The organism is Pseudomonas sp. NFACC02 (assembly GCF_900110765.1).
Lineage (GTDB): Bacteria > Pseudomonadota > Gammaproteobacteria > Pseudomonadales > Pseudomonadaceae > Aquipseudomonas.
In genome coordinates this window covers 38,653-52,120 of the sequence record NZ_FOEO01000030.1, presented here as the reverse complement: position 1 = coordinate 52,120, position 13,468 = coordinate 38,653, and the positions used below count along the sequence as shown (strand labels likewise).

The window sequence follows — 13,468 nt, the reverse complement described above, 5'->3', positions numbered from 1 at the left end:
TAACCTCGGACGTCTCCCACAGGGTCCGCGTCGGTCCGAAGCCATGAGGACGCCGCTGATACTGTAGGAGCCGGCTTGCTGGCGAATGCGGTGGGCCAGCGCCATCAAAGGTAACTGACACCCCCATTCGCTGCCCTCGTAACCTCGGACGTCTCCCACAGGGGTTCGCGTCGGTCCGAAGCCATGAGGACGCCGCTGATACTGTAGGAGCCGGCTTGCTGGCGAATGCGGTGGGTCAGCGACATCACCAATGACTGACCCACCTCATTCGCTGCCCCCGTAACCTCGGACGTCTCCTACAGTGACCGGGTTGAGGCGCGGACTTGTGTCCGACCGCAGGATCCACGGTGAGCTCAAACGCTGGGTCATCACCAGGCCAGCAGACTGAGTCACCCGCCAAACACCAATCCCGACGCCTTCAACAGCTCCCTTGTGTAAGGCTGCTGCGGATGGGCGAATATCGTTCGTGACGCGCCTTGCTCCACCACCTTGCCGTCCTTGATCACGATCAGGTCGTGGGCCAGTGCGTGGACCACGGCCAGGTCGTGGCTGATGAACAGGTACGTCAGACCGTGGCGAGTCTGCAAATCCCTGAGCAGCGCGACAATCTGCTTTTGCACCGTACGATCCAGTGCCGAGGTCGGCTCGTCCAGCAAGATCAGGTCAGGTTCCAGCACCAGCGCGCGGGCGATCGAAATGCGCTGGCGCTGCCCGCCTGAAAACTCATGGGGATAGCGATGACGCATCTGCGGATCCAGACCGACTTCACGCAGGACCCGTATGACCGTTTGCTCACGCGTCTGCGGCGTGCCGATGCCGTGGGTCAGCAGGCCTTCGGCGATGATCTGCTGCACGGTCATTCTCGGGCTGAGGCTGCCGAAGGGGTCTTGAAACACTACCTGCAAGCGCTTGCGCAGAGGACGCATTCGTTCCTGGCTGTGCAGGCTCAGTTCCTTGTTGGCAAAGCGAATGCCGCCTTCGGAATCGATCAATCGCAAGATCGCTTGCCCGAGTGTCGATTTCCCCGACCCTGATTCGCCGACGATCCCCAGCGTTTTGCCTTTGAGCAGCTCGAAACTGACCCCGTCCACGGCCTTGATGAATTGCCGTTCGCGACTGAACAGGGGCTTGGGCAATGGAAACCAGACTTTCAGTTCATCCACCGACAGCAACGTTTGCGAGTGCACGCTGGGCACGGGCTCGCCGTCAGGCTCGGCATTGATCAGCAGCCGGCTGTACTCATGTTGCGGGTGGCTGAACAGGGTCTGGCAGTCCGCCTGTTCGACGATTGCCCCGGCGCGCATCACGCAGACCCTTTGCGCGATGCGCCTGACCAGGTTGAGGTCGTGGCTGATCAGCAGCAACGACATCCCCAGCCGTGCCTGCAATGACTTCAGCAGCTCAAGAATCTTCACCTGCACGGTCACGTCCAGTGCGGTAGTGGGCTCATCCGCGATCAGCAGGTCCGGCTCGTTGGCCAGCGCCATGGCAATCATCACCCGTTGCCGTTGACCGCCGGATAACTGATGAGGGAACGCCTTGAGCCGGTGCTGCGGATTGTGGATGCCGACCAGTTCCAGCAGTTCGAGCGTTCGCGCGCGCGCCGCCTTGCCTTTGAGACCTTTGTGCATCGCCAGGATCTCGCCAATCTGCTTTTCCACCGTGTGCAGAGGGTTGAGCGAGGTCATCGGCTCCTGAAAGATCATGGCGATGCGGTTGCCGCGCAAAGCGCGCAACTGGCTGTCGCTGGCGTGCACCAGATCAACGCCGTTGTAGACGATGTTGCCTTGCGTGCTGACCGACTTCTTCGGCAGCAGGCGCAGGATGGAGTGCGCGGTGACCGACTTGCCCGATCCCGATTCGCCCACCAGTGCCAGGCATTCACCCCGGCGGATCGTCAGGTCGATGCCGTGGACCACTTCGGTGCCATTGAAGGCCACGCGCAGCTTGCGGATGTCGATCAGGCTCTCATGTTCAGCTTCGTTCATGGCGACGCCTCAGGTTCTGGGATCGAAGGCGTCACGGCAGGCTTCGCCGATGAACACCAACAGGGAAAGGATCAACGCCAGCGAGCAGAACGCCGTCAGGCCCAGCCAGGGTGCCTGCAAGTTGTGCTTGGCCTGGCCGATCAGTTCGCCCAGCGACGCGCTGCCTGCGGGCATGCCGAAGCCCAGGAAGTCCAGCGCGGTCAGGGTTGCAATCGCCCCGGTGACAATGAATGGCAGGTAGGTCAAGGTGCTGGTCATCGCGTTGGGCAGGATGTGCCGCAGCATCAGGGCACTGTCGGTCAGGCCCAGTGCGCGAGCGGCTTTGACGTACTCCAGATTGCGTCCGCGCAGGAACTCGGCGCGCACCACATCCACCAGCGCCAGCCAGGAGAACAGCGCCATGATGCCCAGCAACCACCAGAAACTCGGCTCGACGAAACCCGACAGAATGATCAGCAGGTACAACACCGGCAGTCCCGACCAGATCTCTTGCAGGCGTTGACCGATCAGGTCAGCCAGACCGCCGTAATACCCCTGAATCGCGCCGGCGAACACGCCGATCACGGTGCTGATGGCGGTCAGCAACAGGGCAAACAGAATCGACACCCGGGTGCCGAACAGCACCCGCGCCGCCACATCCCGTGCCTGATCGTCGGTGCCCAGCCAGTTGCGAGCGCTCGGCGGGCTGGGCGAGGGCGCCTTGAGTTCGTAGTTGATCGTGTCGTAGCTGAACGGGATCGGCGCCCAGAGCATCCAGCCACCTTTGCCTTCAATCAGGTGGCGCACATAGTCGCTCGCGTAGTCCGGCTCGAACGGCAGTTCACCGCCGAAATCGGTTTCCACGTACTGATGCAGGGTCGGGTAGTAAAGGTGGCCCTGGTAACTGACGATCAATGGGCGGTCGTTGGCGATGAGTTCGCCAAAGAGGCAGATCAACAACAGCGCAAGGAAGATCCACAATGACCACCAGCCGCGCCGATTGGATTTGAAGAGCGTCAGCCGGCGTTGGCTTTGCGGGGAAATCTCGAACATCAGGCGCTCCTCGCGGAAAAGTCGATACGCGGGTCGACCAGGGTGTAGCAGAGGTCGCCCGCCAGCTTGATCAACAGGCCGAACAGGGTGAACAGGAACAACGTGCCGAACACCACCGGGTAATCGCGGGACACCGCGGCCTCGTAGCTCATGCGGCCGATGCCGTCGAGGCCGAAGATGGTTTCGATCAACAAGGATCCGGCGAAGAACACCTCGATCAACGCCTGGGGAATCCCGGCCACCACCAGCAGCATCGCATTGCGGAACACGTGCCCGTAGAGCACCCGGTTTTCGCTCAGGCCTTTGGCCCGCGCGGTGACCACGTACTGGCGGCTGATTTCATTGAGGAAGCTGTTTTTGGTCAGGATCGTCAGGGTGGCGAAGCCGCCGATTACCAGCGCACTGACCGGCAGGACGAGGTGCCACAGATAGTCGCGCAGCTTGCCGAAGGTCGAGAGGCTGTCGAAGTCGTCCGACACCAGCCCTTGCGCCGGAAACCAGCTCAGGTAACTGCCTCCGGCGAATACCACGATCAGCAGGATCGCGAACAGGAATGCCGGAATGGCGTAACCGACGATGATCATTGTGCTGCTCCAGACATCGAACCGGCTGCCGTGGTGCACTGCCTTGCGGATACCCAGCGGGATTGAAATCAGGTAGGTGATCAGCGTCGCCCACAGCCCCAGCGACAGGGTCACCGGCAGTTTCTGGGCAATCAGGCCCGTCACTGTCGCGCCGCGAAAGAAGCTGCTGCCAAAATCCAGTTGCGCGTAGTGGGTCAGCATCAGCCACAGGCGTTCGTGCATCGGCTTGTCGAAACCGTACTGGTGCTTGATCGCTTCCACCAACGCCGGATCCAGTCCTTGCGAACTGCGGCTGACGCTACCGCTTGCAGCGACTTCACCACCGCCACCGCCGATTCCGGAATGGGTGCTCAACCCCTGGACCCGCGCGATGGCCTGCTCCACCGGGCCGCCCGGCGCGGCCTGCACGATAAGAAAGTTGACCACCAGAATGCACAGCAGGGTTGGGAGGATCAGCAACAGGCGACGCATCGCATAACCAAGCATGTCAGCGTCCCTCGTTCTGAGCGGTGGAGGTGATCGGCGCACTGGTCTGTGGCGCCAGACGCGCGGCCATTTCCTGGTTGGTCAGTGCGACAGGGCTGACCTGCCACCAGCTGTCCAGACCCACGTCATAGATCGGCTCAACCTTCGGCCGGCCAAAGCGGTTGGCGAATACCACTGGCGTGCCCTGGGAGTAATAGTTCGGAATCATGTAGAACCCCCAGAGCAGCACCCGGTCCAGCGCGCGGGCGTAATGCAGCATGTCGTTGCGGCTGTTGGCGGCCACCAGGCCGTCGATCAGCGAGTCCACGGCCGGATCGCGCAGCACCATGGCGTTTGAACTGCCCACCTGTCGCGCGCTCTGCGAGCCGAACAGGTTGTACAGCTCGCGACCGGGGGAGAGGATCGGATTGCCGTTGTTCGGCAGCGTGACCACGATCATGTCGTAGTCCCGGGCGTTGAGACGGTTCATGTACTGCGCCGAATCGACGAGGCGAAAGTTCAGGGTGATGCCGATCTGCGCCAGCACCCGTTTGTAGGGCAGCACCAGGCGATCAAAACCGCCCTGACCGTCGAGGAAGGTGAATTCCAGCGGCTGACCCGCAGCATTCACCAGACGGTTGTTCTTCGGATGCCAGCCCGCCTCGGCCAGCAACTTCAGCGCCTTCAATTGTTTGTCACGGATGTAGCCGCTGCCGTCGGTTTTCGGGGCCTGCCACACCTGGGTAAACACCTCGTCAGGGACCTGCCCACGCAGTGGCTCGAGGATTTTCAGCTCTTGCGCGTCGGGCAACTCAGTCGCGGCCATCTCGCTTTTCGGGAAATAGGTCTGCTCGCGCACATAGAAGTTGCGCATGATCTGCCCGTTGACCCATTCGAAATCCCAGAGCATGGCCAGTGCTTCACGCACGCGGCGGTCCTGAAACATCGCCTTGTCGAGGTTGAACACAAAGCCTTGCCCTGCAACCGGTCGTCGTTTGGCCAGGATGGTTTTTTGCAGGCGGCCGTCCAGCAAGGTGGGTGCGGTGTAGCCCACCACGTAACCGGAGGATGAATATTCGCGGTTGTAATCGAAGCTGCCGGCCTGAACCAGTTGCCGGGCGACGTCAACGTCGCCGTAGAAATTCACGGTCAGGGTGTCGAAGTTGTACAGCCCTCGGCTGACTGGCAAATCCTTGGCCCACCAGTCGTTGACGCGCTGAAAACTGACGCTGCGCCCGGGGTCGACCCGCGACACCCGGTAAGGCCCGCTGCCCAGAGGCGGCTCGAAACCACCGCCTTTGGTGAAGTCGCGGGTCTTCCACCAGTGTTCGGGCAGCACACGCATGCTCGCCAGGTCCAGCGCCAGCGTCCGGTTGAGGTTGTTCTTGAAATCGAAACGTATCTGCCCCGGCGCTTCGATGATCACGTCCTTGACGTCGCCGTAGAGTGGTCGGTAGCTGAAGCTGCCCTGAGTGATCAAGGTCTGGTAGGTGTAACGGACGTCTTCGGCGGTGATGGGCGTTCCGTCATCGAAGCGCGCCTTGGGGTTCAAATAAAAACGCACCCACAGGTTGCCGGGGTCGCGTTCCAGCTTTTCCGCCACCAGCCCGTAGACGGTGTAAGGCTCATCGAGTGAGCGATAAGCCAGCGGCGAATAGACCCACGTGTCGATCTGGCTGACGGCGATGCCCTGATCGACGTAGGGCGTCAGGTAGTTGTACTGACCGATCTCCTCGGCCGAGCGACTCATCGATCCGCCCTTGGGCGCGTATGGGTCGACGTAATCGAAGTACTTGAAGTCAGCCGGGTACTTCGGTGGTTCACCGTACACGGTCAGGGCATGCACCGGAGCGGCAATGGCCATCGGCACGCCGGACAGCAGCGAGATGAAAAACACCACGGTGTAAAGCAATGCGATGCCGGGCAACAGGCGTCGCAACGAAAGCGGGGAGGCGCACATGTTCGGACAATCCTTGGTTTGCTGATCGACGCACGTCCAGCGCTGGGAAAAAATCCCCCGGCCGGGGAAGGTGGACGAGACCTGAAAGCCGGGGGCGCGATTTCGCAGAAGGACCCCTGACGCGCCGGAGCATGAGCGTGTCAGGGGAGGACGCTTAGAAGTGGTAATTCATACGTGCGAACAGCGTCCGGCCCAGTGGATCGGTGTAGCGCGGGTCGTAGCCAGTCTGGAAGTTGTCGGTCTGGTTGGAGAACGGCGGGTTGCGGTCAAACATGTTCTTCATGCCGACATCGATATCCAGCGCCTTGTCGAAGGTGTAGCCCGCCGACATGTCCCATACCGAATAAGATGCAACGCGGGAGTTGGTGGTTCGGTCCTGATCGTAGTAACCCGTGGTGAACCGGTTAGTGATCGAAGCGCGATACGGCCCCAAGTTCCAGGTTCCAACGAGGTTGTGTTTCCAGCGCGCCGAGACGCCGGTTCCCTGGTAGTCGCCTACGCGGTCGATGTAAGCGCCGCCAATGGTTTCCTGATAGTCGTAACGATCAACGTAAGTGCCTTGCAGGTTCGCGCCAAATTGACCGTAGGGGGTGTTCGGGAACAGGTAGTCAAGGCTGACGTCCACGCCATTGGTTTTGACTTTGCCCAGGTTCGCCAGGCCAGTAATGATGTGGTCGATCGAGCCGTCGGCTGCGCGCACAATACGATCGGCGTACAGGTCTGGATTTTCGAACACTGAAGATTCCGGAAACTCTTCGATCTGGTTGGCGATCTTGACCCACCAAAAGTCCAGGCCAACTGAGAGGTTGCGCACCGGTTGGTAGACGAAACCAAACGTAACGTTGCGGGCTGTTTCCGGTTGCAGGTCTTGGTTACCACCCGTGCGGTTGTAGAACTGCAGGCCACAGTCGCGCCCCGAGTTGCCACCTGGCTGGACTACACCGCCAGTACACAAGCGCGGATCGTCATACTTGCCAACGCTGTAAGTGGTGTAGTTTGGGTTGTTGAGCTCGTACAGAGACGGGGCCCTGAAGCCTTCGCTGTAAGCACCACGGACCACCAGTTCCTTGAACGGCTGGAAGCGGAAAGAGTATTTCGGGTTGGTGGTGCTGCCGAAGTCGCTGTATTTATCGTGACGGACGGCCGCCGACAGTTCGAGGCTGTCCAGCACTGGCACATTCAGTTCGGCGTATTGCGCCTGAATGCTGCGGTCACCCGAGACGCTTGAGTCGGGATCGACGCCCAGGCTGTCCAGATCGCCCGCGAAGTCCTCGATGGTCTGGTGGAACTTCTCTTTACGGTATTCGCCACCCAAGGCGATCCCGGCCTCACCGGCGCCAAACCAGTTACCGATTTCGCGGCTGACGCGACCGTCCAGCGCACTGACGCGACCGACGGAGGTGCTGTAAGCGCCGTGGTACTGGTTCGCATCGATGTACGCCTGACCTTCCGGCGTTTGCGGGCCAAAGGGGTTAAGAATACCGTTGAGAATGCCATTGGTCAGAGCCGAGTCGCTGGCAAAACCGCCGGTTACGCTGTTGACGACTTTGCTCTGGTTGTACGACGCGCCGACGTTGTAATCCCAACCCGACACGTTGCCATCGAATGTCAGCAGCAAGCGTTGGGCAGTGTTTTGGTCCTTTTGCTCGCGGTCTCCTGCGGCGGTTTCACGCCAGCGGATGTCTACCGGATCGTTGGGATCGAGAGTGAAGTTGTTTGGCAGCGGGGTAATGCCGTTGCCGGGATAGAAGGGCGACGTATTCGGCACGCTGATGCCGGTCAGTGGTTGTGGGGCGATGGTGGTGGCGTTGTTGTTGCGCGCCCAGAAGTACTCGAGGCTGACGTTGTGATCGTCGGCCAGCTTGCCGGTCGCCTTGCCGAAGAACGAGGTCTTTTCGGTTTGCGGGATCAGGTCGATTGAGTTGCGAGTGCTGTAGTTGCAGTTGCCCTGGCCCGGGATCAGATTCGGTCCGTTGCAGTTGCTAGACGACAGCGGATTGGTGCTCGGCCCTCCGTTCTGGCTGTAGTTGGCTGGATAGGGTGTAGGCGAGGTGGCGTCCAGCCCGCGACCCGGTACATAGTCTTTGGCGAAAGTCCGATCATTGGCGTCGAGATTCTGTTGAGTGGTGTAGTTGAATACACCCATGACGTTGAAACGGTCTTGCTCCAGATCGCCGAAGCCCCAACTGCCGCTCATGTCCTTGGTGCCGCCGCCACCGCTGGCGTCGGCCATGCTGCCACCTAGTTCCAGGTTGCCTTCGGTCAGCGATTTTTTGGTGATGAAGTTGATCACCCCGCCGATGGCGTCGGTCCCGTAGAGGGCCGAGGCGCCGTCGCGCAACACTTCAACGCGGTCAATGGCGGCGAAGGGAATAGTGTTCAGGTCGACGGCGCCACCCTGAGAGTGCGTGCCGGACATCGAGTTATTGGCCAGACGGCGGCCGTTGAGCAGGATCAGCGTCTTGTTCGCACCGATACCTCGCATGTCTGCGAACGAAGCGCCGCCTGTCGCGCTGCCGATAGAGCCTGCGGCGTTATCGATGGAGTTGCTGCCGGTGATGCGCGAGACGATCTCGGCGGTGGTGGTCACGCCCTGCTTTTTCAAGTCTTCGGTGCGCATGATGGTGATTGGCACAGCGGTTTCGGCATCCACCCGGCGAATCGCCGAACCCGTGACTTCGACCCGTTTGAGCTGAGTGGTCGCGGGCACGGCGGCGGCTGCCGGAACGGCGGCTTCGCTGGCGGGGGCTGCGTCGGCAGCGGTCTCGGTATTGTCAGCGGCATACGCCGAGCTCATGCCCATCGCCAGTGCGCAGATCACGGCACGAGGATGGCGCTGTACTGCAACAGCCAGGGGCTTGAGGGTAAAACCAGGAAAACTCATCAGCATGGTAATTTCCGACTTATTCCAGATGTTATTGAAATGGCCTTGTGAGCCCTCGTTGCTCCGACGCGGTTGTGGCGGTCGGGAAATCCACTTTTCAAGCAAGCCGCTCCCCTCCATGGCAAAACCACGGACGGCCGTTACATCGGGAGTTGGGTGTGCAGGGCCGCGTTCGCGCGCAGCCCTCAGTTCATGGCGCGTTGATCATTTGGAGGTCATCACGGAAATCTTCGTGATCCCCGAGCGCTCGATTGACGCCATGGCTTTGGCCACCTGGCCGTAGTTGACGCTGGTGTCCGCCTGCAACTGCACGCGCACGTCCGGGTCCTTGGCCTTGACGTCCTTGAGGCTGATCTCCAGCGATTCCGGGGCAATCTCGGACTTGGCAAGGTAGAACTTGCCGTCCTGATCGACGCTGACCACCACCGGGTCCTTTTTCTCGGCGGGCGCCACGGCGTCGGTTTTCGGCAGATTGACCTTGATCGCGTTGGTCATCAGCGGCGCCGTGACGATGAACACCACCAGCAGCACCAGCATCACGTCCACCAGCGGCGTGACGTTCATTTCGCTGAGCACTTCATCGCTGTCTTGAGTGGAGAACGACATCAGCTCGCCTCCCGCACGGACTGGCCGTGCTTGTGGGCGATGGGCTGACGGCTGACCGCGAAGGCGCTGCGCTGTGCCAGCGAATCGAAGTCATGGGCGAAGTCGTCCATGTCGGCCACGGCCAGTTTCAGGCGACGCAGGAAGAAGTTGTAAATCAGCACCGCCGGCACCGCGACCGCGATACCGACACCGGTGGCGATCAGCGCATGACCAATAGGGCCTGCGACCGTTTCCAGGCTGGCCGAGCCGCTGGCACCGATGCTTTGCAGGGCTTCCATGATCCCCCAGACCGTGCCGAACAGACCGATGAAGGGCGCGGTGCTGCCGATACTGGCCAGGATGGCCTGACCGGCTTCCAGCGCACGGCGTTCCTTCTGAATCTGTTGGCGAAGGTTGCGTTCCAGACGGTCCGAGCGGTTGATGGTGTGGGCCAGTTGCTGAGTGGTACGGGGTGATTCGTCGACGGCCATGGCCTCGAACCCGCTGTTGGCAATGCGTGCCAGCGAGCCTGGGTACTGGGTGGCATGTTCGGCCGCGGTCAGCAGGTCCGGTGCTGTCCAGAAGGCTTTGGTGAACTGTTTGTTCTGGTTTTTCAATTTCAGGTACTGCGCGGACTTGATCAGCAGCAGCCCCCAGCTCAACACCGAGAAGAGCACCAGCGCCCAGAGCACGCCAGGGACAATCATGGAAGAGATCGATTCGTTCATGGTTACACCTCACCCGCTATATAAGAGTTGTCAGTCGTTTGCCTGCCGGGTCATTCCGGCAACTTGAAATCAATGGTCTGGGTCGCGAAGCCTTCAATCGGTGTGTCGCCGCGCTTGGCCGGAATGAACTTCCAGTTGCGCACCGTTTCCACCGCCGCATCGTCGAGCACCTGCTTGCCGCTGGACTTGGTCACCTCGACACTGCCTGCACGGCCGTTGGGCAGTACCTTGATGCGCAGAATCACGCGACCTTCCATGCCTTTGCGCAGTGCCGCGCCGGGGTATTCCGGTGGCGGGTTGCCCAGGCTGGCCAGCCCCGAAACCGCTGCCGACTCCTTGACCGGCGCCGCGGGTGCAGCAGGCGCCGCTGGCGCGGGCGTCGGGGCTGGAGCGGGCGGCGCTGGCGTACTCGGTGCGGCGGGCATGGGCGGCGCTGGCGGCGCGGGCTTTTTCACCGGCTCCGGTTTTTTGACCGGTTTGGGTTTTTCCACCTTGGGCTTTTCAACCGGCTTGGGCGGCGGCTTGACCGCATCGGGGTCTTCCACCGGCTGTTCCGGTTCAGGCGGTGGTGGCGGCGGCGGAGGTGGGGGCGGTGGTGGTTCGGGCGGTGGAGGCTCCGGAACCGGCGGCGTCGGGCTGGTCAACTCGACAGTCATCTCGGGCACTTGCGGCGCAACTTCCGGGACCTCGGCTTTTGCGACTTGCATGTACCACCAGACCGCTCCGTGAATAAGGACCGAAGCGGCGATCAATAACAACACCTGTGGCCTGTTCAACCCACCCGGGCGTGAAATGTTTTCCTTGAAAGGAATACTCGGCCAGACCCCGAAAGTTTCATTCGGGGACGGATCGGGTAAGGCTTTCATTTTTGCCGCGTCGTTCATTAAAGCTCCCTCGGGTCATTGAAGGGCAATAAGAGTCCGTTCAAACATTTTGTGAATGTTCGAATGCCTGATGTTTGCACTTTTGTGAGGCGCATAACACCCGTGAGCGTACGGAAGTGCGTCAGCTCTTTAATTGGAAGAGAGGGTGCAGCATGAGCTATGGAGACGACATTGTTATTTTCCTGGCTTCTTGTTGTGTACCTGAAGATACGACGGTGTGTCGTAACGCCTGCAACGGTGTAATAGCAACCGTTATGCCAGCGAAGGCCTCTATGACGAGGTTTCTGGCTTATAAGGTGCCCATGTCGCATTCCTGTAATTTTTTATCGATTCAGCGATTAAAACACTTACGAACAACGGTGAACCTTTGGAACCAAGTAGTAATGTCGGCGCGAGCCAATCCGTTGAGCCAGGCGAGTTGTGTTCGCGATAGCCCGTATTTGAATGGGTGGTGTGGCGTGCACCAAACTCGTTAATCGAGATTCGAATTGGTGCGTAATCATTTAACTGTGCATGGGTAACGTCCCGGTCAATGTGACTGTAGAGTCATTTAGTTGTCGAATGCTCGTTTAAAAGTGCGAGCGATAGCGTCCATCGCTAAAGTGATGGCTATTTAATAGTTTGCTGTTTTCTGTACGGGAATGTCCCGTTTATATAATGTCTAATCGTGCGGCGGTCAGTGTCTTTTCCATCATCAAGTGTGGGCGTCGAAAGCGCTGATTAACGGACCAAAAATAAAAAGGATTGCCCGCGTGAAAACGCGAGACTTCCAGGCGATGCAAGTAATAGAAATCAGGCGCTGGTCAGGCGCGGTACGACGAAGAGCGGGAAGGTTGGCGGCGAGGTCCGCGAGACGGCTTGAGGCCCAGTGACGGGTATCAACGGCAAAGGCCGGGTGGAGCGGGGTGTGGCTGAAGACAGCAAGGACAGGTCAGACACGGATCGAATTCCTTATCGAAGGACGACAAACGTCGGGTTTGCGTCCTGCACTGTTAATGGACAGGGTGCTGTCCGTTTTCTGCACGTTGGTGCGTGGTGCGCACCGGTTGGCAGCGTAGACTCACGACTTTGTGGGGCGTTTGGGTCTGCTGGTGGTACTGACGTTCCACTTGTGAAATATCTTGAAAGAAATGTGCCAAAAAGCTGTCCTTTTGTCACTTTTTTGATGCGGCGGCGAATTGACAGGATTAACGCCTGAACGGGCTGCCGATGATTACTGAATCCTGAGAGGGTTTTTGATGAGTCATTTTTTTCCTGGACATCCCCGTTACCGTCAGTTGCGTGAGCGTTTTCTGAAGGCCGCGAGCCGTGTCGGCGCGGCGTTGAGTGAATACCCGCATCCGCTCAGCGGCCCGTTTGGCGAGGCGCTGTTTACCGACGTCGCCTGGATCGGTGCGCCGGACGCCAGCAAGGTGCTGGTCGCATTGAGCGGCACTCACGGTGTGGAGGGTTATTACGGTTCCGACTGTCAGAGTCGCTGGCTGGAAAGCCTCGAGGACCGTTCGCTCCCCGAGGGCGTGGCCGTGCTGATGATTCACTTGATCAATCCGTGGGGCACCGCGTGGTTGCGCCGCGTCAACGAAGACAACCTCGACCAGAACCGCAACTACCTGGATTTCAGCCGACCGTTGCCCGATAACCGTGCGTACCACGACGTGCATGCTTTTTATACTTGCGCGCAACTGCGCGGGCCGCAGCGTGATCAGGTCGATGCGCTGTTCAATGCTGCGGTCGCTGAGCGGGGCTGGTCAGGCTTGATGTCAGTGGTGGAAGCCGGGCAATACGCATTCGCTGACGGGTTGTTCTACGGTGGCTCAGGACCGAGCTGGTCGAACCGGACATTGCGCGCCATCGTCGAAAAACACCTGAGCGGCGTCGAGGTGGCCGCCTGCTTCGACCTCCACACCGGAGCGGGGGATTACGGTCATCCCATGCTGATGAGCATCGTGGAGTCGGCCTATCCCGCGCTGGCCGATGCAAAAGCCCTGTTCGGACCGTGGCTGTTCACCTTGATCACCGGGGCCAGTCAGGTCAGTGAAACCGGCGTGGCCGCGACGTCGACGGGGTACACCTCGCAGATGCTGCTGGACGCGTTGCCAAATGTGCATCTGATGCCGTTCGTCATCGAGTGCGGGACCTACGCGGGCGATATCGTTCATGGGCATTTGCGTGACGATCATTGGTTGCACCTTCACGGCGACCCGCTGGACGAAACCGGACGCGCGATCAAGCAAGGGTTGCTGGAGCAGTTTTACCCGGTCGACCCGGACTGGCAGGAAGTGGTGTGGGTGCGGACGCGGCAGATCTGGGAGAAGACATTGGCCGCGCTGCCCGGCATCGCACGCTGAGACACCTGTA

At 60.2% G+C, this 13,468-nt stretch carries 10 protein-coding genes; 1 reads left to right on the top strand and 9 read right to left on the bottom strand.

The genetic code is table 11. The features are described from left to right. Positions 1 to 389: 389 nt before the first annotated feature. The 9 genes from BMY73_RS20665 to BMY73_RS28360 all read right to left on the bottom strand — a co-directional run bounded on the left by BMY73_RS20665 (position 390) and on the right by BMY73_RS28360 (position 12,049). Positions 390 to 1,988 (bottom strand): ABC transporter ATP-binding protein, encoded by a 1,599-nt coding sequence (locus BMY73_RS20665; RefSeq protein WP_092409352.1) that lies wholly within the window; start codon positions 1,986 to 1,988, stop codon positions 390 to 392. Between the two features lie 9 nt (positions 1,989 to 1,997). Further along, complete coding sequence (locus BMY73_RS20660) at positions 1,998 to 3,020, bottom strand: ABC transporter permease (protein WP_092409350.1); 1,023 nt, start codon at positions 3,018 to 3,020, stop codon at positions 1,998 to 2,000. Continuing rightward, complete coding sequence (locus tag BMY73_RS20655; RefSeq protein WP_092409348.1) at positions 3,020 to 4,090, bottom strand: microcin C ABC transporter permease YejB; 1,071 nt, start codon at positions 4,088 to 4,090, stop codon at positions 3,020 to 3,022. Before BMY73_RS20655 ends, BMY73_RS20660 begins: the two co-directional genes overlap by 1 nt. 1 nt (position 4,091) lies before the next feature. Continuing rightward, positions 4,092 to 5,933, bottom strand: a complete 1,842-nt coding sequence (locus BMY73_RS20650) for an extracellular solute-binding protein (RefSeq protein ID WP_092409376.1) — start codon at positions 5,931 to 5,933, stop codon at positions 4,092 to 4,094. Between the two features lie 250 nt (positions 5,934 to 6,183). After that, positions 6,184 to 8,919, bottom strand: coding sequence for a TonB-dependent receptor (locus tag BMY73_RS20645; protein WP_092409374.1), 2,736 nt, complete (start codon positions 8,917 to 8,919; stop codon positions 6,184 to 6,186). Positions 8,920 to 9,117: 198 nt separating this feature from the next. After that, positions 9,118 to 9,519, bottom strand: coding sequence for an ExbD/TolR family protein (locus BMY73_RS20640; RefSeq protein WP_062381909.1), 402 nt, complete (start codon positions 9,517 to 9,519; stop codon positions 9,118 to 9,120). Continuing rightward, complete coding sequence (locus BMY73_RS20635) at positions 9,519 to 10,226, bottom strand: MotA/TolQ/ExbB proton channel family protein (protein ID WP_092409346.1); 708 nt, start codon at positions 10,224 to 10,226, stop codon at positions 9,519 to 9,521. Before BMY73_RS20635 ends, BMY73_RS20640 begins: the two co-directional genes overlap by 1 nt. Before the next feature lie 50 nt (positions 10,227 to 10,276). Next, on the bottom strand, positions 10,277 to 11,110 hold the full coding sequence (locus BMY73_RS20630; RefSeq protein ID WP_092409344.1) for an energy transducer TonB: 834 nt from the start codon (positions 11,108 to 11,110) through the stop codon (positions 10,277 to 10,279). A gap of 792 nt (positions 11,111 to 11,902) precedes the next feature. Beyond that, complete coding sequence (locus BMY73_RS28360; protein ID WP_175500222.1) at positions 11,903 to 12,049, bottom strand: hypothetical protein; 147 nt, start codon at positions 12,047 to 12,049, stop codon at positions 11,903 to 11,905. 299 nt (positions 12,050 to 12,348) lie between these two features. Between BMY73_RS28360 and BMY73_RS20625 the strand changes: the two genes are divergently transcribed. Next, positions 12,349 to 13,458: a DUF2817 domain-containing protein gene (locus tag BMY73_RS20625; RefSeq protein ID WP_092409342.1), complete on the top strand. Its 1,110-nt coding sequence runs from the start codon at positions 12,349 to 12,351 to the stop codon at positions 13,456 to 13,458. The last annotated feature ends 10 nt before the right edge of the window (positions 13,459 to 13,468 follow it).

Coding starts and splice junctions, on each gene's coding strand:
- BMY73_RS20635 (WP_092409346.1), bottom strand. CDS start 10,226: ATGAACGAATCGATCTCTTCCATGATTGTCCCTGGCGTGCTCTGGGCG.
- BMY73_RS20640 (WP_062381909.1), bottom strand. CDS start 9,519: ATGTCGTTCTCCACTCAAGACAGCGATGAAGTGCTCAGCGAAATGAAC.
- BMY73_RS20665 (WP_092409352.1), bottom strand. CDS start 1,988: ATGAACGAAGCTGAACATGAGAGCCTGATCGACATCCGCAAGCTGCGC.
- BMY73_RS20625 (WP_092409342.1), top strand. CDS start 12,349: ATGAGTCATTTTTTTCCTGGACATCCCCGTTACCGTCAGTTGCGTGAG.
- BMY73_RS20660 (WP_092409350.1), bottom strand. CDS start 3,020: ATGTTCGAGATTTCCCCGCAAAGCCAACGCCGGCTGACGCTCTTCAAA.
- BMY73_RS20630 (WP_092409344.1), bottom strand. CDS start 11,110: ATGAACGACGCGGCAAAAATGAAAGCCTTACCCGATCCGTCCCCGAAT.
- BMY73_RS20655 (WP_092409348.1), bottom strand. CDS start 4,090: ATGCTTGGTTATGCGATGCGTCGCCTGTTGCTGATCCTCCCAACCCTG.
- BMY73_RS20645 (WP_092409374.1), bottom strand. CDS start 8,919: ATGCTGATGAGTTTTCCTGGTTTTACCCTCAAGCCCCTGGCTGTTGCA.
- BMY73_RS20650 (WP_092409376.1), bottom strand. CDS start 5,933: ATGGCCATTGCCGCTCCGGTGCATGCCCTGACCGTGTACGGTGAACCA.